This window comes from Embleya hyalina, from assembly GCF_003967355.1.
Lineage (GTDB): Bacteria > Actinomycetota > Actinomycetes > Streptomycetales > Streptomycetaceae > Embleya > Embleya hyalina.
This window is the reverse complement of sequence record NZ_BIFH01000024.1, coordinates 239307-263311: the sequence shown is the minus strand read 5'-3', so window position 1 is coordinate 263311 and position 24005 is coordinate 239307. Positions and strand designations below refer to the sequence as shown.

The window sequence follows — 24005 nt, the reverse complement described above, 5'->3', positions numbered from 1 at the left end:
TGTCCACCCGCGCGCCGTTCCATGCCGGGGCGCCGGCGGCGGAGCCTGTGCCGTGGCCGCCTGCGCGCCGGCGGCGCCAGTGACTTCCGCGTGGCCGCCTCGGGAGCGAACGCGTGGGAGCACCGGCGCCGGCGGCGCGCGGCGGATCGGCCGTACGTCAGGCGATGCTCAGCTTGTGCTCGGCGAGTTCGGTGACCGCGTGGGCGACCGAGGCGAGCGTGGCGTGTCGATGCCAGCCCGCGAACGATCGTCCGGCGAAGTCCCGGATCCCCACCTGCTCGGCGCGCGGCATGCCGAGGCTCTCCACCCGCCGGCTGAGCCGGATCAGCCGCAACAACGAGGCGTGGTCGGCGTTGGTCAGATCGGTCAGCCACAGTTCCGCCGGCCACTGTCCGCCGATTCCGCCGACGCCCAACAACAGGAAGTCACCGATTCCGCTGCGGGAACGACGGGTTCCGTCGGGGACGGCGGGCAGTCGGACCCGGACGGTGGCGACGAGTTCGGCGGCCTCGTCGGTACCCGACGGAATGAGGAACATGCGCTTCCGGCCGACCTTGACGAGCCGCGCGATCCGGCTTGCCTGGAGGGGTTCGTCGCCCCATCCGGGTAAAGCCGGGTCGGCGGGGAGCAGCCAGGTGTCGTCGGCGATTTTGGATATGTGCGACACGCCCGCCGCGCTCAGCTTCGAGACGACCCCGATGCCGTCCAGCCGCTCCGCATTCAACACCACCGGACAATCCGGTATTCGGTGCCGCATGGCGGTTTCCAGATATGCCCGGACCATCGAATCCTCCGGCGTGTCGTAGCCCGTCTCGGGCCCGGACGGATCCCGTTCGCCCCGGCCGCGCGGCCGCGTGGGAGGCAGGTGCAGCCGCCAGTTGACCGGGCTCGCGGTGGTGGCGGACACCGCCCACACGCCGACCACCTGCTGCGCGGTCACCGCCTGGCCCCGCTCCCAGGAGAAGGTCCTGGCGACCCCGACGGAGTGGGTGCCCGACTTCGGGATGATCATCGGCTGCAACACGCAGGCGTGGGGTGAGGTGTGCCGGGCGAGATATCGGCCGAGTGCCTCCCGCATCGGCTCCCAGTCCCAGGTGGAGTCGTTGATGAAGTGGTGCAGTCCCTGGTCGTTCACCTGCTTTCCGAGAAAAGCGGCGATATTGCGTACGGACTTCCGTCCGGGGGCACCGAGCAACCCACGGAGATACATGACGCCTTTACGCCGTTGATCCGCCCTCGGCAGGGAGGCGAAAACAATGGGGGAAACCTCGGCGACCAGGCGGTCGAGGGTCACCTTTCTGGCCGCCTCGGAATCCGCGCGACCGTCGGCGAATTTTGGCAGGCATGCATGATTCGGGCTGCCGTTGACGAGCGCCATTACCACTCCTGTTGTCGGGCGGGCAGTTCACTTCCAAAAGAAATCGGCAATGAAAAACGGCGGCATGGAAAAGAGCGATCGGGCATGGCGGTGACACGCCGCGCGATGGGCGTGGTGGGTGGGTGCGATATCGGACGCGAAAAGCGAGAGCGGGGGTGGGGTGGAGGAGTGGTTTCCGCGGAATACCGGGATTCGGCCGACCGTGATCCCGGCGTACGCGGACCCCGGCGGCGCGCGTCGGGGTCGCCGGGCACCCGGGCCGCTGCGGCGGACTGCACGTCAGGCGGTACGGGATCGTCGGGCGGTACGCCCACCGGTGGCGGCACCGGCGGCGTACGGAGTCCGGGGCGGTGCGCGGACTCGGCCCGGGGTGGGACCGGCTAGCGCGTCCGAATTCTTCCGGCGATCATGGCTCGACAACCAATACGGATCGTTGGGGGCAATAAACCGACGGGTTTCTCGGCCCCGCCGCCACGATCGGGCCCGACGGCCTTTCCGGATCGTGGAGCCGTCCGCTCTTATTCATTGATCCCCCTTCATCCGATCGACCGATCGAGGGCCGCACCGGGACTCACGACAAAGCCGTGGTGACGCGGACCCGCATCCGCCGCACCCGACCTGCTGCCGTTTTCAGGTCAATGCGGTTCGAATTTAATCGCACGATCGTTCGCCGGCAAGGCCGGGGCGCGGTCAGGAGGGTCATCACCGGGTCAGCCCGGTCAGCGTTGCGGTCGGATGCGCGCCGATAGTGCACGACCTGTAATTTTCCCGAAACAAGCGAGCCGAGAACCGGGAAACCGGGAATTTTGTCGCGCGGACGATACCGGGTACCGGCCGGTCGGCGGGGGGCGCCGACCGGCCCGGCCCCCTCAGTCCCGGGGGTCCGCTCGCAGGGACCGCTCGACCAGGTCGGCGGCGGCGCCGGTGTAGCCGGCCGGGTCGCAGAGCCGGGTCAGCTCGACCGGGTCGAGATGCTCCGCCACCTCGGGCATGCTCGCGAGGTGGTCGGCGAGCGGGCGGCCGAGCCGGTCGGCCGCCTCGACGGCGCGGGTGAGCAGCGCCGCGGCGGCGGGCTTGCCCAGGTACGCGGCCAGCACGCCCGCGACCCGTTCGGCGACGATCGCGCCGCCGGTGAGGGCGAGATTGGCGCGCATCCGCTCGGGGCGCACGACCAGGCCCTCGGCCAACTCCACCGCGGTGTGCGCGGCGCCGCCGGTGAGCCGCAGGCACTCGCGCAGCGGTTGCCACTCCGCGTGCCACGCACCGCCCGAGCGCTCGTCCTCGGCGAGCATGCACTGCGCCAACACCGCAGCCTGCGCCGGCACTTGCAGCGCGGCGCTGCGAATCAGCGTGGCCAGTACCGGATTTCGCTTCTGCGGCATGGCCGATGAGGCGCCCCGCCCGGGCACGTGCGGTTCGACCACCTCACCGACCTCGGTCCGGGTCGACGACTGCACGTCGACCGCGAACTTGCCCAGGGCACCGGCGGCATGCGCCCAGGCCGCGCCGACGTCGGCGATCGGCGTACGCAACGCGTGCCACGGCAACACCTGTACGCACAGCCCGGTTTCCGCGGCGAACGCCGCCGCCAGCCGTTCCGGGTCGGCGCCCGCCTCGACGTATCCGGCCAGGGTGCCGGCCGCACCGCCGAGCGAGACCTGCAGCCCGCCCGACACGGCGGCCACCCGTCGGTCGGCGTCCAGGACCAGCCGCCGCCACCCCGCGGCCTTGAGCCCGAACGTGGTCGGCACCGCGTGCAGCGCGAGCGTGCGCCCGGCCACCGGCGTGTCGCGGTGGCGCCGGGCGAGGGTGGCCAACGCCGCCGCGACCCGGGCCAGATCCGCGCGCAGCAGCGTCGCCGCCCGTCGCACCACCAGCATCGCGGCGGTGTCGAAGATGTCCTGACTGGTGGAACCCAGGTGCACGTGGCGCGCGGCGTGCGGATCGATCGCCGCCACCGCCCGGGTCAGCGCGCGGACCAGGGCGACCACCGGATTGGCGCTCTCGCGCGCGTCCACCGCCAGGGCCCGCAGGTCGAACCGGTCGGCGCGCGCGGCCACCGTGATCACCTCGGCCGCCGAGGCCGGCACCAGACCGAGCGCGGCCTGCGCCCGGGCCAACGCGGCCTCCGCGTCCAGCATCGCCTGCAACCACGCCGCGTCGCAGACCTCGGCCTCCACCGGCGTGCCCGCCCGCACCGGCGACAACAACCCGGCGTCCGCGAGCGCGAGTCGCCCCGGTTCGGCGTCGGTCATACCACGACCTCGATGTGGTCGCCCTCGGTCGCCGCGTCGATCTCGACCCGGCTCGGGCCGAGCGCGAGCACCGCGCGCGCGATCGCGTCCGCGTCGGCGATGGTCACCGAGTCCACGCCGGGCCGGATCCCGGCCGCGGTGACCCAGTGCACCGCCTCGGTGGGCACGCCGTACGCGAAGCGCCTGGGGTGCGCCCGGCCGTGCGCGTCGATCACCCGGTACGGCCGCTCGGTCACCGCCAGCCCACCGGTCTCGTAGTCGTACTCGTCCTCGCCCGAACTCGGGATGCGAAAGGTCGTGCACGCCTCGGTGTGCAGCAGATGGCGCAGCAGCGGATCCGCCGTGCGCCGCAGGTCGGGTTCCGGCAACCGCGCCTCGATCAGGATCTGCGCCCGCACCGTGGGCCCGGGGACCGCGGTGGAGTCGGCGATGAAAGAGGGGGTGCGGGTGTCGATCCGGATCCGGGTGTCCGGGCCGGTCAATTCGAGCACGCCGGCCTCGATCAACGCGATCATCTGCTCGATCCGTCGTGGTGGCGGGCCGATCGACAGGAACGCGTTCAGGGGGGTGTACCAGCGCTCCAGCTCGTCGCGGTGCGACGCCCCGTCCAGGCCGCCCTGATCGACCGCGAGGCGGACCTCGTTGCGCAGGTCGCGCAGGACGTCGAGGGCGGCCTTGAACGGGCCGCTGACGTTGCCCTGGCGGGCCTGGCGCACATCCTCCGTGAGATGTTCCAGGAGCCACTTGCGGAACGCGTCCCGATCGGCGAACTCCCGTCCCCGGAGCGGGTCGGCGATGGTGTCCCAGCTCCAGCGATCCGCGAGCGTGATGCCCCGGTCGGCCAGGACGGTGTCGCGCTCGGCCGGCCCGGCGGTCAGATACCGCTCGGCGAATTCGGCGCACTCCTCGCCCCGCCCGCCCCGCAGGAGCAGCGTCTCGTAGTAGACCGTCTCCACCTCGCGGGCGATCAGCGGCCACAGGTCCTGCTTGAAGGAGATCGGCGCGCCCTGGCGGGACCGCGCGCGCAACCCGGCCACGTAGTCCGGGGTCAGCAGCCGCGGGAAGTAGCGGCCGTGCGCGCCCTTCTCGTTCTCGCCCCGCGCCTGGTAGGGCAGGCCGCGTCGGGAACTGGCGTACAGGATCGGCTCGTTGCCGCTCGGTCGGTACACCGTGCGGTCGTCGACCCGCTCGAACCGGCCGCCCCGGCCCAGGGTGAACAGCGCGAGGTAGTCGAAGAAGCACAGGCCCAGGCCGCGCAGCAGTACGGGCCGGCCGGGCGCGACGCCGTCGAGGTCGGCGTCGGCCGGGTTGGTCGGGGTGAGGTAGGTCAGGTGGTTGATCCGCGCCAGGCTGGCCGTGCGCTCCTCCCGGGGCGTCGGCCGCGCCGCGACGTGTCCCTGGGCGAGCACGACCGCGTCCAGGTGGTTCAGCCGGGTCCCGTTGGCCAACCGCACCCCCTGCGGCCCGCCGGTGAATCCGTGGGTGTCGGCCATGGCCACGGCGCGCGAGCGGTGCTCGCGGATCTCCACGTGCGCGGGCGCGCCGTCCCGGATCCGCCGGAAGCAGTCGGCGAAGTACCAGCCGCACAGGGCCCGCGTGGGGTAGTCGTTCGGCCCGAGCCGGCCCGCCTCGGCGAGCGTGGCCGGGTCGTATCGGTCCGCCTCGACGCCCCCGGTCGCGTGCCGCACCGCGAGGTCGGCGGCCCATTCGTACAGGCTCGGGCCCGGCTCGATCGGCCCGTCGATCCGCGACGCCGCGTCGGAGAACACGGTGGTCTGCGACGCGACCGTGTTGGTCAGCAGATGCCGCGACTGTTCGATCCGCCAGACCGCGCCGGCGCCGGGTGCCGCCGGGTCGACGACGTGCACGACCAGGCTCTCGTGCGTCGGCCGGGCACGTTCGTTCGCGCACAGCCGCTCCAGCACGGACAGTCCGCGAGGACCGGTGCCGATGATGGCGATCTCGTGTGGCGTGGTGTTCACGGATGCCCTCCTTCCGCGCCTCGGGCCGACACGGTCGCGCGGCGTCGCCCGGCGTCGAGCACGTCCGCGATCAAGGTGCCCAGGATTCGCGCGCCGTCGCGGGTGAGCACCGACTCGGCATGGAACTGCACGCCCGCGAAGTGCGGTCCGCGCAGGGCGTGTACCTCGTTGACGCCGTCCTCGCGGCAGATCTCCACCGGGCCGACGTCGGGCAGATACGCCCGGTCGAACGCGCTGCGGGCCACGAAGCTGTTGTAGAACCCGACCCGTTCGGTGCGGCCGAACAGTTCGATGGTCTTCTGTACGCCCTGATGCGGCGTCGCGCGGCGGCGCAGATCCAGGCCCAGTTGGTGACTGAGCACCTGGTGGCTCAGACACACCGCGAGGAACGGGAGCCGCTCGGCGAGCAGTTGCTTGATGCCGTCGTGCAGGCGCACGATCCGCGGATCGCCGTGGTCCAGCGGATCGCCGGGTCCCGGGCCCATCACCACGAGGTCGTGGTCGGTGAACGAGTACGGCTCGTCGTAGCTGCGCACGCTCACCCGCAGTCCGAGGGAGCGCAGTTGGTGCGCGATCATCGCGGTGAACGCGTCCTCGGCGTCGATCACCAGGACGTGCCGGCCGGCCAGGATCGGGAACTCCCCCGCGTCGTTCCCGGGTCCGTCCAGCCAGAAGCGGGCCAGGTCGGTGTTGCGCTCGCGCAACGCGGCCCGCACCCGTGCGTGTCCGCCCAGCAAGCGTGCCGGTGCGACCGCCGAACGCGGAGCGCCCAGCAGGCCGTTGGCCTTGACCCACGTCTCCGCCACCTCGGCGGCCGGCTGCGAGTCGCGCACCAGGGTGGCGCCGACCGCGATGGCCATCCGCCCGGAGGCGTCGATGTCGGCGGTGCGGATCAGGATCGACGAGTCCAGCGTGTGCCGGCCGGCGCCGTCCCGGCCGAACAGCGCGATCACCCCGGAGTAGTAGCCGCGGCCCTCCGGTTCGTACCGGGCGATCACCCGGGCGGCGCTCTCCACCGGACTGCCGGTGACGGTCGGCGCGAACAGCGTGGTGCGCAACACCTCGCGGACGTCGCGGTCGGTGCGCCCCTCGATGAAGTACTCGGTGTGCGCGAGCCGGGCCATCTCCTTGAGGAACGGACCCACCACCCGCACGCCCCGGTCGCAGACCCGGGACATCATCTTCAGTTCCTCGTCCACGACCATGTACAGCTCGTAGGTCTCCTTGCGGTCGCGCAGGAAGTCCATGACGCCGGGCAGCGTGGGCCCGGTCGTGGGATACCGGTAGGTGCCGCTGATCGGGTTCATCACCGCGACGCCCTGGCGCAGGCTCAGGTGCAGTTCCGGACTGGCGCCGATCAGGGTGCGGGTGCCGGTGTACACCAGGAACGTCCAGTAGGCGCCGGATTCGTGCGCGAGCAGGCGACGCAGGAACGCGGCGGCGGTGGCCGGGGTGTAGTCGGTGATGTCGGCGAGAAAACGGCGCTTGAGCACGAAGTTCGCGCCCTCGCCGGCGCTGATCTCGTCGGTCAGCACGTCGGCGACCAACGCGGCGTAGGCGTCGTCGTCGATGTCGAAGTGCCCGTCCCTCCAGTCGATCTCCGCGTCCGGCAGCCGGTCGAGCACGTCGGCGCGGGCGAGTGTGGCCTGCTCCCGGACGGTCAGCGTCACCAGCGGTGCGCCGTCGTCGGGCGCGGGCAGGCCGCGTTCGGCGAGTTGGCGGTACGGCAGCAGCGCCAGCACGTCCGGGCCCGCCGGCCCGTGCGGCGCGTCGGGGACGGGGATGTCGGCGACCCGGTCCACCACGCCGATGTCCCCGGTGAGGATCTCCACCCGGTCGCCGGCGGTGACCGTGGGGCGGTAGAGGAGCGCGAACGGCGGCGGGTCGGCGGCCAGGACCCGTTCCAGGAGGGCCCGGGCCGAGGTCTCGGCCGGGGGTGTACGACTCATCTCGCGGCTCCGATCCTCGTCGCCTCGACCCCGGCGGGCGCCGCGTCCTCCGCGACCGGGACGAGCGGGCCGTCGTCGGTGCGCAGCCCGCGGGTGGTGGCGACCACCGCGCACTGGAGGGCGGCGTATTCGAGGGCGAGGGTGTGGTCCGCGGCGGAGAAGTCGGCGACCGCGTCGGCGACCAGGAACGTGCGGATGTCGTTGGTGAACGCGTCCACGGCGGTCATCAGCACGCCGACGTGCGCGTAGATCCCGCAGACGACGAGTTGATCGCGGCCGCACGCGCGCATGCGCTCCAGCAGGTCGGAGCGGAAGAAGGCGCTGTAGCGCCACTTGGTGAGCAGCCAGTCGTCCGGGCGCGGGGCCAACTCGTCCACCACGGCCCGGTCCTCGGCGGACACCCGCATGCCCGGACCCCAGAAGTCCATCAGCAGGCCGCGCTGTTCGGCGGTCATGGAGCCCGGCTGGGCGGTGAACGCGACGGGCATCCCGAGGTGGGCGCACCGCTCCCGCAACAGCGCGATGTTGTCGATCAGTTCGCGGCGCTGGGCGGCGGCGAACGGCCGTACGAAGTAGCGCTGCATGTCGTGCACGAGCAGGACCGCGCGGTCCGGATCCACCGTCCACCGGGCGGTGTTGGCCGGCAGATCGTTCTCGCCGGGCAGCGGATATGGGGCAATGTCCGGGATACCGGGCATGATCGCTTTCCTCTCAGGCGCCGAGCGCGGCGCCACCGTCGACCGTGAGCTCGTGCAGCGTGATGTGCCCGGCCTGGTCGGACAGCAGGAAGAGCACCGCGGCGGCGACGTCCTCGGGCCGGGCGAGCTTGCCCAGCGGGATGCCGACGCGGAACGCGTCGGGGTCGCCCTCCAACGTGTGCGTACGTCCGCTGTCGTCGTGCCACATCGACCACAACATCGGCGTGTCGGTCGACCCGGGCGCGACCACGTTGCAGCGGATGCCGTAGCGGGCCACCTCCAGGCCGAGCGACTTGGTGAACATCGTGGCCGCGGCCTTGGAGGCGGCGTAGCCGGCCATCTTCGCGCGCGGCGTACTGCCCCCGTTCGAGGACACCGTGACCAGCGCCCCGTCGCCGCGCGACGCCATCCGGTCGACCACGGCGCGGGACATGTGGAACACCCCGCCGACGTTGACCGCGAACATGTCCGCCCAGTCGCGGTCGGACATCTCACGGACCGGGCCCAGCCGCAACACGCCGGCCGCGTTGACCAGGAACCGCACCGGACCCAGCTGCGCCTCGACCGCCGCCACGGTGGCCTCGACCTCGTCCGCGTCGGTGACGTCGGCGGGGAAGGCGGTCACGGGCAGGCCCGCCGCGACCAGCTCCGCGACGTACTTGCGCAGCCGGTCCGCGTCCCGGTCCACCGCCGCCACCGTCGTGCCGCGCTCGGCGAGCGCGCGCACCACCGTGCCGCCGATCCCCCCGGCGGCGCCGGTGACCACCGCGACCTCGTTCGTCATGTCGATTGCCCTCCTGTCGCTTGATGTGCCGAGCCCGACCCGGCCTCGGCCGCCGTCCACGCGTCGGGCGCGACCTCGGCGTCCCAGGCGGCCAGGACGAGCAGTGCCTGCTCCACCGTCAGGCGCGGATCACAGAAGCTGGTGTAGACCTCGCCCACCCGGTCGGCCTCCCACGTGTCGAACACGCACTCCGTGACCTGATCCGGGGTGGTCTCCAGGTGCACGCCGCCCGGGTGTTCGCCGGCCTCGGCGAGCACCGCCCGAAACGCGGCGACCTCGCGGCGGAGCGTGCGCACGTAGCGCGTCTTGTAGCCGCGTTCGGTCACCACGGTGTTGCCGTGCATCGGGTCGTTCAGCCACACCACCGGATGCCCGGCCGAGCGCACCGCGCGGACCAGGGCGGGCAGCCGTTCGGCGATGGTGTCCGCGCCCATCCGGATGATCAGGGTGAGTCGGCCCGGCGTCCGGTCCGGGTCCAACCGCAGGCACAGCTCGATCAGTTCGGCCGGATCGATGTCCGGGCCGACCTTGACCGCGACGGGGTTGACCACCTTCGCGAGCAGCGCCACGTGCGCACCGTCGACCTGGCGGGTACGTTCGCCGATCCACGGCCAGTGCGTCGAGGTCAGCAGCAGGTCGCCGGACTCGGTCCGCCGTACCAGGGGCAGTTCGTAGTCGAGGACCAGCGCCTCGTGGCTGGTCCACACCGGCACCCTCGGGTGGGCGGCCCGGTGCCGGTCCAGGTGTCCCATGATCTCGGACGCGGCCAGATAGCCGGTGACCAGGCGCAGCGGATCGGGCCGCCGCTCCTCCGCCACCGGTTTCGGACCGTTGACCAAGTGACCCCGATAGACCGGAAGTTCGATGCCGCCGACATACTCGGTCGGCCGGGATCGGGGCTTGGCGAACTGGCCCGCGATCCGTCCGACGCGCACGACCGGGCGGCGGCCGAGCCGTTCCATCGCACCGGCGAGCAGGTCGAGGACGGCGATCCGGCGGGCGACATCGGCCTCGCCGCACTCCCCGGGATCCTCGGCGCAGTCGCCGGCCTGGATCAACTCGGCCGCGCCGGCGCTCACCTGCGCGAGGCCGCGGCGCAGCGTACGCACGTCGGTTTCCCCGACCAGGCCGGGGCGGCCCGTCAGCGTTTGTCGAACACTGTGGATCTGGGCGTCGTCCTCCCAGTCCGGCTGTTGCGCGGCCGGTTGCCGCAGAATTGACAGCAGGTCACTGGTCAATGCCGGCTCCAGCGATTGAATGCCCACCCGGACGGCCGCGGCTATTCGGCGCGGCCGTCCGGTCTCGGAATTTACTTGGACGGTGATCCGAAACGACTGAAGAGAACACGCCCCCACCCTCGCTCTTTTGCCCGAGCGCGCCAAGGGCGAGGGTTCCGGTTCGTCAGGTCGATGCGAGTCTGTCAGCTGGCCGGACATCTGACAGATTCGCCGAAATCGGCTTGGCCGAGGATTTACCGTCTGCGAGGGTGCCGGTATGGGGCGGAAATCCCGGATCGAAAACCGGGCGAGGACGCGTGCCGGGAAATGAATTCGAACCCGGCGTCGGGACGTTCAGCTCGTACCCGAGGGGTTGGAGATGACGTACCGCCAACAGCCGTCGGCCCCCCGCCGGGCGACATCGGTCGCGGTGCCCTCGATGTGCACGTGCACGCCGTCCGGGCCCACCCCGTCGTGTACGTAGTCGTTGATCACCAGGGCGATGTCGCCGACCACGTAGACGTTGCGCAGCGAGACGGCGATCGGGATGCGATGGCGCAACACCGTCGGCAGCGCGGCCCGCCGCCGCTCGCCCTCCGTGGTGACCCCGGGCTCGCGCACGTGCATGCCCTCCGGTTCGAAAAGCTCCTGGAGCAGTTCGAGGTTCCGGTCGTTGAAGGCGCCCACGAAGGTGTGCAGGAGCTCGGCCGGTTCGGCGGGAAGGCGTACGTCGTTTCGAATGGCAGACATGGTTCGAGTACAGCATCAGGCGGCGGAGTCGGACAGAACCGAGGGGCATGTCTGTCACCTCGGATTTTCTCGCCCCGGCTTACCCCGGCGGACCTGACAGATCCCGAAATCATATCTGGGCCGACCTTTTGCCGACCCGGCATGATGTCGGCGATATCTGCATACGCCGAGACGATATCGGCTCACCGGGAGCGTACCCCTTGACCAACATCACCATCATCTTCCATTCGCGCAGCGGTAACATTTACCAGCTCGTCGAAAAGGCCGCGCAGACGGCTCGGGCCGCGGGCGCCGAGGTGCGCGTGCGCAAGGTGGCCGAGTTGCCCGATCCGATGATCCTGGACAAGCAGGCATATCAGGATCTGGCGACCGCCACGGCGGAGATCCCGGAGGCGGGCCTGGACGACCTGGTGTGGGCCGACGCGATCATGATCGGCACGCCGGTCCACTACGGACTGCCCGCGCCGCAGATCCTGAACTTCTTCGACCACACCGGACCGGTCGCCATTCCGGGCAAATTGATGAACAAGGCGGTCTCGGCGTTCGCCTCCGGGTCGATGCCGCACGCGGGTCAGCAGGCGACGATCCTGGCGCTGCACAACGCGTTCTGCCACTGGGGTTCGGTGATCGTCTCCAACGGTTCGGCCGCGGCGGTGCTGCACCAGCCCGGCAACGGCGCGCCGTACGGCACCGGCACCATCTCGCGGCACGAGGCCAACAGTGTCACCGACGACAACCTCGGCGCGATCGAGTACCAGACGCTGCGCACCCTCCAGGTCGCGGGCGCGCTCAAGCGCGGACTCGAACCGGAGCCGGGGATCACCCTGGTGAGCGAGGAACGGCTGCGGAAATTCGGCCTCGACATCTGAGGCGAGCACGATCCGGCGACGGGCGCCTTCCGGCGACACGAACGAACCGAGGAACCCCGCATGACATTTCGCGACACCGCGTGGCCGGAGGGTACGCCCTGCTGGGTGGAGGTCCGGGTCCTGGATCCCAAACACACGAGCGAGTTCTACGGAGCCCTGTTCGGGTGGGAATTCCTGGACCGGGGCGAGGAGTACGACCACTATCTGACGGCGAGTCTGGCCGGTCGCACGGTCGCCGACATCGGCCCTCGGTTCGAGGGGCCGGCGGACGCGCCGTCGGCGTGGCTCGTCTGCATCGCGGTCGAGAGCGCCGACGCGGTGGCGGAGCGGATCGTCCGGGCGGGCGGGACGCTGACGGTCGCGCCGACCGACGTCGGCACGCACGGCAGGTTCGCGGTGGCCGCCGACCCGGGTGGGGCGGTGTTCGGGATCTGGCAGGCGGACGAGTACTTCGGCGCCGAGGTCGCGGACGTACCCGGCGCGGCGGTGTGGCACCGGTGCCTGACCCGGGACCCGGCCGCGACGGAGGCGTTCTACGTCGAGGTGTTCGGCTACACCGTCACACCCGCGCCGGGCGGACCGGGCGGTGGCCCGGACGCGGCGGCCGGCGCCGTGTTGCGGCTCGACGGCAATCCCGTGGCCGGCCTCGCCGAGGCCGGTGCGGGGGCGGTGTCGCACTGGCTGGTCACCTTCGGGGTCGCCGAGTTGGCGACCGCGGTGGCGAAGGTGGCCACGTCGGGTGGTTCCGTCGTGACCGGTCCCTACGACACGCCGCGCGGCCCGAGCGTCCTGGTCGCCGACGAGCAGGGCACCCCGTTCGAGGTGGTCGCGGTGAGCGCGGCGACCTGACGGGGACGACTCCCGGGACATCGTCCCGGAGTCCGCTTCGCGCGGGCTCCGGGACGATGTCGTGTCCGGGGTTCGACGGTGCTTCCAACCGCTGTGTCCACACCCGGGCACGAAGCGTGAACGACGCGTGGGAGTAAGGGAGTTGCCCACATTCGCGGCCGCGTGCCATGGCATGCTGCGCGTCATGGTGGGTGATGCGCTGTCGGGACGGTTGGTGCCGGATCGTCTGTGGGAGTTGGTGGTTCCGTTGTTGCCGGGGTTCGGGGTGCGGCGGCAGGGGGGTGGTCGCGCGCCGGTGGAGGAGCGTGCGGTGTTCACGGCGGTGGTGTTCGTGCTGACCAGCGGGTGTGCGTGGCGGCAGTTGCCGGCGTGTTTCGGGGTGGCGTCGCCGACGGCGCATCGCCGGTTCACGGTGTGGACGAACGCGGGGGTGTGGCCGCGGTTGCATCGCGCGGTACTCGACCACCCGGACTCCCGCGACGAGATCGAATGGGGCGAGGCGATCGCCCTGGCCGCCACCGCCCGCCGCACGCGCGACACGTGAGCAGCGCGCGAACACACACGCGAGCACACGCGTGAGCACCCCGGACGCACCCGCGGAGTCCGCCGGCACACACGACCGCGCGCGGACGCGACGAGGGGCCCGCGCGCCGAAACGCTCGCCCGGGCCCCGCACCACGTTCCGATCCGCGTCGCTAGTCGAACGCGATCTGCACCGTGCCGTCGGTGATCACCTTGACCGGCAGCCGGTCCAGTTTGATGCCGAACCACTTGTCGTACGCGGTCAACAACTCCTGCTCGTCGGTGATCGTCACGCTCTCCCGTCGGTCGCCCTCGACCCGGCTGAACCGGTCCTCCTTGAGGGTGACCCGGCCGGTCTCGGTCGGCAGCGAGCAGAACAGGTTCTGCAGGAACGGTGAGTCGGGCGCGGTGCGATACCACCACAGCGTGGGCGCGAAGTCGGACAGCTCGCACGGCACGTCGTAGACCCGGTACAGCGCCGTGTCGTTCGCCACGACGTCGATGCCGCCGTCGTCGGCCCGCTCGATCCGGAACGCGCCGTTCGGGTCCTCCTGGACCGCGTCGGTGTCCAGGGACAGCGGATACCTGCTGTTGCGACCGAAGCCGACGTCGACGAGCCATTCCCCGCCGTCGATCCGGACCTTGAGCGCGAGATGGCACAGCGGGGCGGTGAGATTGCCCTTGATCCACACTCGACCGGGCATTATCGAAACCTCGTAGCCGAGGCTTTGCAGCAGGAAGGAAAGTGCCGGGTTTACCTCGTAGCAACCGCCGCCCCGACGCTCGTGGACGACCTTCGCGACCACCCTTTCGTCCATCAGGATCTCTTCGCCGAGGTGATAGCTCAAATTCTCGAAGGGAACCGCGAAGAGATGCCTCCGGTTCAACTCGCGCAGCGACTCCAGGTCGGCCCGCTCCGGCCGTTCCGCGGCGATGCGATCCAGGTATGCGGATACCATGGCGTCGTCGATCACGTCAGCGATCCCCTTTCTGATTCCGAATGGTCCGCGAATCGCGGGAAGAGTTCGGCCGCATTGCCCAACTGGATGCGGGTCAGCTCGTCCGGCGAGAACGCGCCGTGGTCGACGATGAATCGGCCGTTCTCCGCGCTGAACGATTCCGGCATGAACGGGAAGTCGGAGCCGACCAGGATCCGGTCCGGTCGGGCGAACGAGCGCACCGAGGCGAACGCGTGCGGATCGCCGATCATGGCGGTGTCCGAGTAGAGCTTTTGCAGGTACCCGATCGGGTCCTCGGGCAGCCGCTCGGCGAGGTCGGAGACGATCAGCGGGCCCAGCGCGAGGCGGCCGGCGAAGTACGCCATGCCACCGCCGCCGTGGGACAGGATCAGCCGCAGCCCGGGGTGCCGCTCCAGCGTGCGGTTGTACAGGAGCTGCGCGGTCAGCCGAACCGTCTCGAACGGGAACTCGCAGAGCGAGGCCGGGAGTCCGAAGGCCGGCTGGCCGGTGGACGGCGGCACCGTCGGGTGCACGAACATCGGCACCCGACGGCGCGCCGCCTCGGCCAGGAACTCGTCGAGCGACGGGTCGCCGATGTAGACCCCGTTGTAGTTGGTGATCAGCCCGACGCCGTCGAGGCCGAGCACGTCCTGGCAGTACTCCAACTCGGCCAGGGCCGCGTCCACGTGCGGCAGCGGCAGCACCGCGAAGGCGCCCAGCCGACCCGGATGCCGGGACACCAGCTCGGCCATGAACTCGTTGATCCACCGGGCCAGGTGGGCCCCGGTGTCCGCGTCCACCGCCGGCACCCCCGGCCAGATGTTGACCACGGCCGCCCGGATTCCCTGCCGGTCCATCATGTCCAGGCTGGTTTCGATTTTCCACGCCGGTTTGTCGACGCCGGGCAACGTCGATGCGAACCCGAGTCTCCGCAGTTCCTCGACATAGAATTCGGGAACGATGTGGTGATGTACGTCGATGGCGTTCGACCAAGGCGTGCCCACGGCCACGGAAGCGCTTGTCCGCATGAATTTCCTTCGTCCAGACGGTCCGGCACAGCAATACTCGACCCTACTTTCGGTCTCGGGGAGTGTCGATGTGCCGGCGGTGAGTCTGTCACCTTCTGCGGACCGGTCGGTATCCGCGCCGCGGACCGAGATGACAGTTCCCGATGCATTGTCTGGAAATCCCGCGACACCGCTGCCAATCTTTCCGGGCAGAGCAGCCGCACCGGGCGGCGATCGTGTCGTCGGCCCGGATTGCTGTTCCGCGCCGACACGAGATGGGTGAATATGACTACGCACGCAGTCGGAGCCCCGGGTGGGGACGCGGTCGGGATCCTCGGTACCGGCTCCTACCTTCCCGGCGACGTGGTGACCAATACCGACGTCGGCACACCGGCCGGAGTGACCGACGAGTGGATCACCCGCAAGACCGGGATTCGCGAGCGCCGTTGGGCCAAGGCCGACGAAGCCACCTCGGACCTGGCGGCGATGGCCGCGCGAGCCGCCCTCGGCGACGCCGGCGTCCGGGCCGAGCAGGTCTCGCTCGTGATCGTGGCGACGTCCACGCCGGACTCGCCGCAACCCCCCACCGCCGCCGCCGTCGCGGCCGAACTCGACGTCCCCGCGGGCACGCCCGCGTTCGACCTCAACGCCGTGTGCAGCGGCTTCGTCTTCGCGCTCACCACCGCGGAGCGGATGATCCGGGGCACCGGCGGCCACGCCGTGGTGATCGGCGCCGACATCTACTCGCGCACCCTCGACCCGAGCGACCACCGCACCTCGGTGCTGTTCGGCGACGGCGCGGGCGCGGTGGTCCTCGGCCCCAGTGCCGGTCGCGGGGTGCTGGCCACCCGACTGGCCACCTATCCGGCGGAGCGCCAGTTGATCCGGGTGCCCGCGGGCGGCTCCCGGATCCCGGCCTCGGCGGCGTCCCTCGACCAGGGACTGCACTACTTCCGGATGGACGGGCGGGCGGTCCGCGACTTCGTGGCCGAGCAGGTCGGCCCGCTGATCCGCGCCTTCCTGGCGGAGCACGCGCCGAACCCCGCGCGAGCACCGCACTTCGTGCCGCACCAGGCCAACGGCCGGATGATCGAGGCCCTCGCCGACGACCTCGGCTTCCCGATCGAGCGCACGCACACCACCGTGGAACGCTTCGGAAATACCGGCGCGGCGTCCATACCCATTTCCCTGGACGCCGCCGCCGACCGCCTCGAAGCCGGCGATTCGGTACTGCTCGCCGGTTTCGGCGGGGGCATGGCCGTCGGTCTGGCACTCGTCGAATGGGACGGGCCACGCGGCGCGGATTGACGACATCCCACGACACCTGACGAATCCGACCACCGTTTCGTTGTACCGGGTGGTCGGCGCCCGGGATGATTTCATCCATGACTGAAAGCAGCGTTACCACCCCCCTGTTCGAGGTCGATTTCGAAACGCGCGTGGAGAAATCGCCGGCGGCCGTCTACGCGGTGCTCAGCGACCTGCCGCGCTGCCGCGAGTGGAGCGAGGAGTGCACCGGCGGGGAATGGGTCGAGGGCGCGCCGGGGACGGTCGGATCGGTCTTCCGCGGCGAGAACTTCCGTCGTACGGACGTGGTTTCGTGGGCCCCCGTGGTCCGCGGCGTCTGGCACACACACGCCGAGGTGGTGGCCGCCGAACCCGGGCGCCGCTTCCGCTGGGCGATGCGGACCAACGACGGACGGGCCCAGGACAGCGTCTGGGGATTCGACATCGCCCCGGCCCCGGGCGGATCCACACTCGTGCACACCTTCCGGATGGGCACCGCCACGGAGGGAATCCGGGGCATCACCGCCGAGATGACCGAGGACGAGAAGAAGAGATTCTTCGCCGAATGGGGAGCGAAGCTCGAAAAGGACATGGCGGCCACCGTGGCGCGGCTCAAAAAGGTCATCGAGGCCGACTGAGCGCACCTCGACCGGCCCGCGCCGATATGACACAGGTGAATCGAGAATGACACATGCTTCTGCAGCGCATAGGTAATCGCGGCATACGCCTGGGCACGCTGTTCGACCGGGCCGCCGCCAAGTACCCGTCGAACGTCCTGATGCTCGACCACGACCTGGACATCGCCCCGGAACGCGGCCGCAGCATGACGATCGCGGACGCCGCCGAACTGGTGAGCGACCTCGGCACCCGGCTGTGGCGCGCACGGGTACGGCCCGGCGACCACGTGGTGGTGTACAAGAGCAACGCGTTCGACATCACCCTGCTGGCCGTCGCGGCCGCGCGGATCGGCGCCGTGCCGGTGCTGCTGTCCCCGTACCTGGACGGCGAGACGGTGACCGCGCTGCTCGACCGGGTCGAGCGGCCGGTGCTGATCACCGACGCCGCCAAGCTCGAATCCGCGCTCCCCGACACGGTGTTCACCCACGCCGAGCGGGTCCTGCTGGCCGCGGGCGAACACCCGCGCGCCACGAGCCTGACCGAGCCCGCCGCGGCCCCGCACGTCCCGGCGCTGTGGATGCCGCCGGAGCACCCGACGCTGGTGACGCACACCTCGGGCACCACCGGGATCCCGAAGCTGGCCGTGCACACCGGCTACAGCCTGGAGGCCCGCTACCGGCCGCAGGCGCTGGCGACGACGCTGATGCGCCGGCGCGAAACGGTGGCCATGCACGTCTCGTTCGTGCACTCCCGGCTGTTCACCGCGCTGGCCATCTCGCTGCTTCGCGGCTTCCCGGTGGCGGTGCTGGCGAATCCGGACCCGGAGCACGCCGCGACGTTGTTCGCGCGCTGGCGCCCGGCCGTACTGGAGGCGCACCCGAACACCTACCTCAGTTGGGAACGGCTCGCGGACGACCCGCGCGCGCCGCTGTCCAACGTCAAGTTCTTCAGCAGCACCTTCGACGCGCTGCACCCGCGCACCGTACGGACCCTGATCGGCGCGTCCCGGCGCCGCGCGCCGAAGTTCGGGCAGATCTACGGACAGAGCGAGGTCGGCCCCAGCGTGGCGCGCTCCTACGGCCGCAACCGCTCGGCGGAGGCCGACGGACGTTGTGTGGGCATCCCCTTCCCCGGGATGACCGGCGTCCGGGTGATCAGCCGGGACGGCAATCCGCCCTCCCCGACCTCGCCCGGGTTCATCGAGATCAGCAGCGACGGTCGCATCCGCACCTACCTGGGCGAGCAGGAGCGGTTCCACCGGCAGGCCGATCGGGAATGGTGGCGGATGGGCGACCTCGGCTACCGCACGCGGTGGGGTTGCCTGCACCTGATGGACCGGGAAGTGGACGAGATCCCCGGCTTCGGCAGCACGTTGGACGTGGAGGACCGACTGTTCACCCGGCTCGACGAGTTGTCCGAGGTGGTCATCGTGCCGATGCCGGAGGGTCCGCCCCGACCGGTGGTGTGCACCAAGGACGACCGGCCGCTGGACCACGCCGCCTGGCGGGCCGCGGTGGCCGATCTGCCCCGGATGGCCGAGCCGACGCAGTGGCGACAGGCCGACCTGCCGCAGACGGCCACCACCAAGATCAAGCGCCTGGAACTGATCCGACTGCTCGACGGCACCTCCGGCGGGTCGCAGGCCGGGGAACCGGCGTGAGTACGATCGCCGTCGCCGGCGGCGGCATCGGCGGCCTCGCCTCGGCGCTGGCCCTGGCCGCCCGCGGCCACGACGTCGTGGTGTGCGAACGCAGCCCCGAATTCACCGAGTTGGGCGCCGGCATCCAGCTCGCCCCCAACGGGATGCACGCGCTCGACCGCCTCGGCCTGGCCGAGGCGGTCGGCCGGATCGCCGTCCCCGTGGGCGAACTGCGTTTCATGGACGGGGTCACCGGGGAGCACGTGGTGGCCATGCCGCTGGACCGACGCTACCGCGACCGCTTCCGCAACGCCTACGTGGTGGTGCACCGGGGCGAGCTGTACCGGCTGCTGCTCGACGCCTGTCGAAGCCACGCGCGGATCGAACTGCGGGCCTCGCACGCGGTGGTCGGCTACACGCACGAGGCGGACGCGGTAAGGGTGTCGCTCGCCGACGGGGCGAGCCTGGGCGCCGACGCGCTGATCGGCGCCGACGGGCTGCATTCCGCGGTCCGCGCGCAACTGGTCGGCGACGGCGCGCCGCGCAACGCCGGCATCACCGTGTACCGCTCGATCGTGCCGATGGAGCGAGTGCCGTCGGAACTGCGCCACACGTCGGTGACGTGGTGGGCCGGACCGGGGCGGCACTTCGTGCACTACCCGATCGCCGGCGGGCGCTATCTGAACCTGGCGCCCAGCGCGGAGAACGCGCCCGCCGAGACCTTCTCGGGGGTGTCGGTGCCGGCGTCCGAGGTGCTCGGCGAGTTCGGCGCGCTCTGCGAGAGCGCGCGGCGGTTGCTCGAACTGGGCGCCGACTGGAAGGCGTGGGTGCTGGTCGACCGGGAACCGGTCGACGGTTGGACGGACGGGCGAGTCGCCCTGCTCGGCGACGCGGCACACCCGATGCTCCACTACGCGGCCCAGGGCGCCTGTATGGCCCTCGAGGACGCCGTGGTCCTGGGCGACCTGTTGGACTGCCCCCCGGGGTGGTTCGCGGCCCGTCTGGGCCGGTACAACGCCGTCCGCCGGGAGCGCACCGCGCGGGTGCACCGGCTGGCCCGGGACAGCATCGCGCTGTGGCACGCCGCGGACGCGGCGGCCGAGGCCCGCAACAAGGCGCTGTCCGCGATGTCGTCGAGCGACCTGTACGACTTCGTCGCCTGGCTGCACGGCACCCGGGAGTTCGCCGGCCCGCCGTCGGTCACCCCGGCGGTCCCGGACCCCGCGGAGAACTCCGTCTACACCCTCGGCGGCCGGTTGGACCCGACCGAAACGCCGTCGAGGACACCACCCCGGTCGCCCCGACACGTGGCCGCCGGCTCGCCCGCGTCCGCACGAAGTGCCGGTACCTACACCCTCGGCGGCTGGCTCGAACCGGCCGAGGACCCGCAACCGGCAACACCGCCCCGGTCGCGTCGAAACCCGGCGGCCGGCTCACCCGCGCCCCCGCGAAACGCGGGCACGAAGGAGTCGCCGAAGCCCCTGTGATCCATGTGATCCACCCGATCCGTCCTCGGCCGCGGCCGTACCCGGCGCCGGCGGGCCCGGGGAGCCGCCGAGCGCACGGGTCAGGCCGAGACGCGCTTTTGTGAGGGATACACGTAGGGCGCCTTGTTCCGGCGTTGGGCCAACTGCGCGCGCCCCGCGCCGGCGGCCAGGTGCCGCTTGGGTCCGACGGCCCACGGCGGATCCGTTTCCGCCCCGGACGCGTCGAACAGCGCGGCGGCCTTCGCCGACAACCGTCTACAGGCCGCCTCGTCGCCCAACTGGGCGTGCGCGCGCGCCTCGTGCGAGGCCATCAACGAGCGCAGCACGGTCGGCGCCGAGGCGTCCGCCCCGGCGTCGGCGAGCCGGATCAGCCGCAGCGCGTCCAGGCCGTTGCCGCCGCGCATGAGGTGGTAGCTCAGGCAGGACAGGATGTACGCGCCCAGGTTCGGGTCGCCCGCGAGGCCGGACGCGCGCAGGCCGGCGAGCAGGTATTGCTGGCCCTGCGCCCGCTTGCCGTGATCCGCGGCCAACCAGCCCGCGAGCTGGGCCAGTTCGGCGATGGCCCCGTACAGCCGCCTGGCGGTCGGTGCGTCGAAGGACGCGTTTCTGGTCAGGTGCCGGGCCCAACGCAGCTCGTGCACCACCCAGTTCAGCACGAGGGCGGAGTTCTGCGCGTCGCCGAGGCGGCGCAGCCGGGCGATCCGGCCGAAGAGCATGTCGATCATCTCGGGGTCCAGCTCGGCGCCCTCCGTCCGGGCGGAAGCCGGCCTGCTCTCGGCGGTCAGCCAGTCCACGGCGAGCAGGACCAGGCCCGCGCCGGGCACCAGGAAGGGCGCCTGCAGTTGTTCCTCGTCGTCCTGCTCGACGAGCGGACGGAGGATGCGGTCGACGTGCTCCTCGGACCACGGCGGACTCAGTCGGAGGTCGTTGTCGTTTCCCGTCGATTCCGCCTCGGGAAAACGCTGCGGCCAGATATGGCGGATTTCGACCACTCGGCCGAGACTCTCCGATAAAATGGTTGCCACGAAGCCGGGTACCCGCCCCCGCGGATATGCTCCCTTGATCCAACCGTACGGCGCCTTAAGGCTGACGGTGCCATCCCCGTACCGTCGATTGATTTCTCGGGCCAAACGCTCCGGAGTCCATTGCAGGATTTCCAGAGATATTGCAAGTCGAGAATCTTTCCCCATCGGTGCATCTCCCCCTTGAAACGCTCCTTTGAGTGTGCGGCCGGATGCCGCCATGATATGGATCAAGATTGTCACACCTGTGGCACCAAAACGCCACAGCGCGCTTCCGCGTCTTATATGGTTCGGCCGGCTCGCCGAGGGCCGCCGGGGGGCCGCGCCCCCTGCGGAGAGTCGCGAAGAGCGGGTCGACCGGCGTGTGCCGCGACCTCCGGGACCCGCTACGAAGAGCCGCCCGGGCGGGGTCGCCGCCCACTCTCCCGAGCTCCGGCAACACCACTGACCTGCACGGGAGTCGGCTCGCCCGAGGGCGGTGCGCGGCAGTCCCGAGAGCTCGATCGGGCTCGACGGCGCGGTTCGCGAACGTCACCCAGCGGGGCCGGCGAAGGGGTACCGAGGGGGCCGCCGGCTCATTCTCGCTCTGAGATGAACGGCCGGATCCCGCCGGTCCGGATCCGCGCACCCCGGTCCGGCCGGCGACCGGGACAACCGCCTCGCCCCGCGCGATCGGCTCGCGGGCCCGCGGGTGGTCGAGCACCGCCCGACGCGACCGCGGCCACACCCCCGCGTTCGGGCACACCGTGAACCGGCGATGCGCCGTCGGCGACGCCACCCCGAAACACGCCGGCAACTGCCGCCACGCACACCCGCCGGCCAGCACGAACACCACCGCCGTGAACACCGCACGCTCCTCCACCGGCGCCCGGTCAGCCCCCTGCCGCCGCACCCCGAACCCCGGCAACAACGGAACCACCAACTCCCACAGACGATCCGACACCAACCGTCCCGACAGCGCATCACCCACCACGACGGGTCGGCGCACCACCGGACAGGTGACCCCATATGAGACACAAGCCTGCCGTCACGGACGCAACTCCGCCCGTTCGCAGGCGCCTCGGGATCCGGGGGTGATTTTCGGAGACGATGTCACATATAGGTAGATGACGGCACCATCCATTTCGGATGGTGCCGTCATCTCCCGTCTACGGGCCTGCTCCCGAGACTACTTGCTGCCCCAGGAACCGATCCGCATAACTTCCTTCACGAGCACGTCACGAAAGGTCGGAACACCCTTCGTGGTGAACACCGCGGTGACCGTTCGGACATGCTCGTTCTCGGTCACCTCGCGCAGGAGGGAATGCGCCAGGTCGATGCGCGAGGTATACAGACCCGGCGTCTCCGGCGCGGCGAAGTGGTATTCGGTGAGCGTGTCCGTGTTGTAGAGCGCCGACGGCCGGATGATCGTCCAGTCCAGGTCGGTCGCGCGCACGATCTGCTCCATGCGAAGCATGTCCGCGTAGAGCGTGCGACCGATCCTGGTCAGCGTCGGATAGATCATCCGCCGATAGAGGAAGGACTCCTGGAGCGGCTTTTCCCCGGCCGAGGGAGGAGAGCTGACCGCAAGCAGTCGAGAACTCACACAGGCCAACCGCTTGACGCCGTGCGCGGACATCGCGTCGGTGATGTTGGTGAGCCCCCGGGAAAGCACCGTGACGGGCTCCCGCCCATAGGGTATTCCCAGGATGGAAATGATCGCGTCCTGCCCGATCACCGCCTGCTCGACCGCGTCCTTGTCGAATACGTCCGCGCCGACCGTCCGCAACAGTGGATCGCTCAGCGGAAAACTGTCGGGCCGGCGGACGACGGCGGTCAGCTCGTGACCATCGGCGATCGCCAGTTCGGAGAGGCGCCGTCCGGTCGAACTATTCGCTCCGAATACAGCGATCTTCATAGGCTTTTCTCCATCTCAGCAGGGTGGGCGCGGCTCCGACTTTCGTGGATTTCCGGCGGATGCCGGCGGACTACGGCTTGGTGGCCGTGAACAGACCGAACGGCGGGTTCGCCACGAAGTCCGCCCAGTAGCCCTTCGTCGACAGACCCGCGACGTGTCCCGGGGCCAGATTCGGCCGGCGCCGGATGTCGACCAGACCGGCCCGGGCCATGGCCTCCTCGGTGATACCCGCGGGCCAGAAGAACCCGTCGAAGCCGACCGGCGGTTCGACATCCATCGCGATGTGGATGACCTGGAGGTCCCCGTGCTTTTCCTTCGGGGTGATGGACAGGCCGTAACGCGGGTAGACCGACATCTTCTCGATGTCGATGTCCGGGTTGGAGCACAACGCCACCATGGTGCCGCCCGACTTGAGGTTCCGGGTGCAGCGCAGAACCATCTCGTAGTACTCCTCGACGTCCTTGGCGTGCACGAACGCCCAGATCGGCGCGACGACGTCGAACTCACCGAGCACGGGCAGCTGCGCGGCGTCCCAGACGTCGAACGTGATGCCCAACGGGTCCTTCTCCTCGACCTCCCGGGCGCAGTCGATCATGCTCTTCTCGATGTCCACACCGACGACGTGCTCGGCGCCCAGACGCTTGAACAGGCGCGAGTAGTAGCCGGTGCCGCAGGCGACGTCCAGCACCGACTTCCCGGTCAGATCGGGAAGGCCCCCGAGCAGTGTCTCCCGTTCGACGAAGGCGTAAGGAAGGTTCTTCACGCTGTCGTACTGGGTGCTCGAGGCCTGGTACTGCTCGCTGATCCTGTCGAGGTGGACGGTCTTCTGCATCATC

The 24005-nt window shown here is 70.6% G+C and carries 21 protein-coding genes; 7 read left to right on the top strand and 14 right to left on the bottom strand.

What is annotated here, in order from left to right; translation table 11 throughout:
• Positions 1-157: 157 nt before the first annotated feature.
• From EMA17_RS26215 to EMA17_RS26180, 8 genes are all read right to left on the bottom strand, one after another.
• On the bottom strand, positions 158-1294 hold the full coding sequence (locus EMA17_RS26215) for an IS701 family transposase (RefSeq protein WP_443093121.1): 1137 nt from the start codon (positions 1292-1294) through the stop codon (positions 158-160).
• A gap of 953 nt (positions 1295-2247) precedes the next feature.
• Positions 2248-3633 carry a nitrosuccinate lyase gene (locus EMA17_RS26210; RefSeq protein ID WP_126639577.1) on the bottom strand — a complete coding sequence of 462 codons (1386 nt, stop codon included), beginning with the start codon at positions 3631-3633 and terminating at the stop codon, positions 2248-2250.
• The gene (locus tag EMA17_RS26205; RefSeq protein ID WP_126639576.1) at positions 3630-5615 is read right to left on the bottom strand and encodes an FAD/NAD(P)-binding protein; all 1986 of its coding nucleotides are present in this window, start codon (positions 5613-5615) and stop codon (positions 3630-3632) included. Before EMA17_RS26205 ends, EMA17_RS26210 begins: the two co-directional genes overlap by 4 nt.
• On the bottom strand, positions 5612-7564 hold the full coding sequence (locus tag EMA17_RS26200; protein WP_126639575.1) for an anthranilate synthase family protein: 1953 nt from the start codon (positions 7562-7564) through the stop codon (positions 5612-5614). The genes EMA17_RS26205 and EMA17_RS26200 overlap by 4 nt, the downstream gene beginning before the upstream one ends.
• Positions 7561-8262 carry an isochorismatase family protein gene (locus EMA17_RS26195; RefSeq protein WP_126639574.1) on the bottom strand — a complete coding sequence of 234 codons (702 nt, stop codon included), beginning with the start codon at positions 8260-8262 and terminating at the stop codon, positions 7561-7563. The genes EMA17_RS26200 and EMA17_RS26195 overlap by 4 nt, the downstream gene beginning before the upstream one ends.
• A gap of 13 nt (positions 8263-8275) precedes the next feature.
• Positions 8276-9046, bottom strand: coding sequence for a 2,3-dihydro-2,3-dihydroxybenzoate dehydrogenase (locus EMA17_RS26190; protein ID WP_126639573.1), 771 nt, complete (start codon positions 9044-9046; stop codon positions 8276-8278).
• On the bottom strand, positions 9043-10284 hold the full coding sequence (locus tag EMA17_RS26185; protein ID WP_126639572.1) for a 3-deoxy-7-phosphoheptulonate synthase: 1242 nt from the start codon (positions 10282-10284) through the stop codon (positions 9043-9045). The genes EMA17_RS26190 and EMA17_RS26185 overlap by 4 nt, the downstream gene beginning before the upstream one ends.
• A 333-nt stretch (positions 10285-10617) precedes the next feature.
• Positions 10618-11013 carry a YybH family protein gene (locus tag EMA17_RS26180; protein ID WP_126639571.1) on the bottom strand — a complete coding sequence of 132 codons (396 nt, stop codon included), beginning with the start codon at positions 11011-11013 and terminating at the stop codon, positions 10618-10620.
• 200 nt (positions 11014-11213) lie between these two features.
• On the opposite strand from EMA17_RS26180, the gene EMA17_RS26175 reads away from it, so the two are divergent.
• The 3 genes from EMA17_RS26175 (at position 11214) to EMA17_RS26165 (ending at position 13275) form a co-directional block, all read left to right on the top strand.
• Entirely contained in the window at positions 11214-11882 is a 669-nt protein-coding gene (locus EMA17_RS26175) for a flavodoxin family protein (RefSeq protein WP_160161564.1), read from the top strand.
• A 60-nt stretch (positions 11883-11942) separates the two neighbouring features.
• The gene (locus EMA17_RS26170; protein ID WP_126639569.1) at positions 11943-12731 is read left to right on the top strand and encodes a VOC family protein; all 789 of its coding nucleotides are present in this window, start codon (positions 11943-11945) and stop codon (positions 12729-12731) included.
• A gap of 142 nt (positions 12732-12873) precedes the next feature.
• Positions 12874-13275, top strand: a complete 402-nt coding sequence (locus tag EMA17_RS26165; protein WP_126639568.1) for a transposase — start codon at positions 12874-12876, stop codon at positions 13273-13275.
• A gap of 151 nt (positions 13276-13426) precedes the next feature.
• Here EMA17_RS26165 and EMA17_RS53375 read toward each other — a convergent pair whose 3' ends face one another.
• On the bottom strand, positions 13427-14227 hold the full coding sequence (locus tag EMA17_RS53375) for an arylamine N-acetyltransferase family protein (RefSeq protein ID WP_218043032.1): 801 nt from the start codon (positions 14225-14227) through the stop codon (positions 13427-13429).
• Complete coding sequence (locus EMA17_RS26155; RefSeq protein WP_126639566.1) at positions 14224-15240, bottom strand: amidohydrolase family protein; 1017 nt, start codon at positions 15238-15240, stop codon at positions 14224-14226. The genes EMA17_RS53375 and EMA17_RS26155 overlap by 4 nt, the downstream gene beginning before the upstream one ends.
• Before the next feature lie 264 nt (positions 15241-15504).
• On the opposite strand from EMA17_RS26155, the gene EMA17_RS26150 reads away from it, so the two are divergent.
• The 4 genes from EMA17_RS26150 (at position 15505) to EMA17_RS26135 (ending at position 20250) form a co-directional block, all read left to right on the top strand.
• Complete coding sequence (locus tag EMA17_RS26150) at positions 15505-16527, top strand: 3-oxoacyl-ACP synthase III family protein (RefSeq protein ID WP_126639565.1); 1023 nt, start codon at positions 15505-15507, stop codon at positions 16525-16527.
• Positions 16528-16604: 77 nt separating this feature from the next.
• On the top strand, positions 16605-17144 hold the full coding sequence (locus EMA17_RS26145; protein ID WP_218043030.1) for an SRPBCC family protein: 540 nt from the start codon (positions 16605-16607) through the stop codon (positions 17142-17144).
• 53 nt (positions 17145-17197) lie between these two features.
• Entirely contained in the window at positions 17198-18784 is a 1587-nt protein-coding gene (locus tag EMA17_RS26140) for a class I adenylate-forming enzyme family protein (RefSeq protein ID WP_126639563.1), read from the top strand.
• Positions 18781-20250 (top strand): FAD-dependent monooxygenase, encoded by a 1470-nt coding sequence (locus tag EMA17_RS26135; protein ID WP_126639562.1) that lies wholly within the window; start codon positions 18781-18783, stop codon positions 20248-20250. The genes EMA17_RS26140 and EMA17_RS26135 overlap by 4 nt, the downstream gene beginning before the upstream one ends.
• 80 nt (positions 20251-20330) lie before the next feature.
• Here the strand turns inward: EMA17_RS26135 and EMA17_RS26130 are convergent, their stop codons facing one another.
• The 4 genes from EMA17_RS26130 to EMA17_RS26115 form a co-directional block, all read right to left on the bottom strand.
• Positions 20331-21440 carry an NsdA family TPR-like regulatory protein gene (locus EMA17_RS26130; protein WP_503826238.1) on the bottom strand — a complete coding sequence of 370 codons (1110 nt, stop codon included), beginning with the start codon at positions 21438-21440 and terminating at the stop codon, positions 20331-20333.
• On the bottom strand, positions 21331-22215 hold the full coding sequence (locus tag EMA17_RS56050; RefSeq protein WP_160161563.1) for a transposase: 885 nt from the start codon (positions 22213-22215) through the stop codon (positions 21331-21333). Before EMA17_RS56050 ends, EMA17_RS26130 begins: the two co-directional genes overlap by 110 nt.
• 225 nt (positions 22216-22440) lie before the next feature.
• A complete protein-coding gene (locus tag EMA17_RS26120) occupies positions 22441-23169 on the bottom strand; it encodes an NAD(P)-dependent oxidoreductase (protein WP_078974703.1) in 729 nt (242 codons plus the stop codon).
• A 70-nt stretch (positions 23170-23239) separates the two neighbouring features.
• Positions 23240-24004, bottom strand: a complete 765-nt coding sequence (locus EMA17_RS26115) for a class I SAM-dependent methyltransferase (RefSeq protein WP_160161562.1) — start codon at positions 24002-24004, stop codon at positions 23240-23242.
• Position 24005: the final 1 nt, after the last annotated feature.

Bases quoted from the DNA above. Each gene is read 5' to 3' on its own strand.
- EMA17_RS26210 (WP_126639577.1), bottom strand. From the start codon at position 3,633: ATGACCGACGCCGAACCGGGGCGACTCGCGCTCGCGGACGCCGGGTTG.
- EMA17_RS26200 (WP_126639575.1), bottom strand. From the start codon at position 7,564: ATGAGTCGTACACCCCCGGCCGAGACCTCGGCCCGGGCCCTCCTGGAA.
- EMA17_RS26195 (WP_126639574.1), bottom strand. From the start codon at position 8,262: ATGCCCGGTATCCCGGACATTGCCCCATATCCGCTGCCCGGCGAGAAC.
- EMA17_RS26190 (WP_126639573.1), bottom strand. From the start codon at position 9,046: ATGACGAACGAGGTCGCGGTGGTCACCGGCGCCGCCGGGGGGATCGGC.
- EMA17_RS26180 (WP_126639571.1), bottom strand. From the start codon at position 11,013: ATGTCTGCCATTCGAAACGACGTACGCCTTCCCGCCGAACCGGCCGAG.
- EMA17_RS26170 (WP_126639569.1), top strand. From the start codon at position 11,943: ATGACATTTCGCGACACCGCGTGGCCGGAGGGTACGCCCTGCTGGGTG.
- EMA17_RS26155 (WP_126639566.1), bottom strand. From the start codon at position 15,240: ATGCGGACAAGCGCTTCCGTGGCCGTGGGCACGCCTTGGTCGAACGCC.
- EMA17_RS26150 (WP_126639565.1), top strand. From the start codon at position 15,505: ATGACTACGCACGCAGTCGGAGCCCCGGGTGGGGACGCGGTCGGGATC.
- EMA17_RS26145 (WP_218043030.1), top strand. From the start codon at position 16,605: ATGACTGAAAGCAGCGTTACCACCCCCCTGTTCGAGGTCGATTTCGAA.
- EMA17_RS26140 (WP_126639563.1), top strand. From the start codon at position 17,198: ATGCTTCTGCAGCGCATAGGTAATCGCGGCATACGCCTGGGCACGCTG.
- EMA17_RS26130 (WP_503826238.1), bottom strand. From the start codon at position 21,440: ATGGGGAAAGATTCTCGACTTGCAATATCTCTGGAAATCCTGCAATGG.
- EMA17_RS26120 (WP_078974703.1), bottom strand. From the start codon at position 23,169: ATGAAGATCGCTGTATTCGGAGCGAATAGTTCGACCGGACGGCGCCTC.
- EMA17_RS26115 (WP_160161562.1), bottom strand. From the start codon at position 24,004: ATGATGCAGAAGACCGTCCACCTCGACAGGATCAGCGAGCAGTACCAG.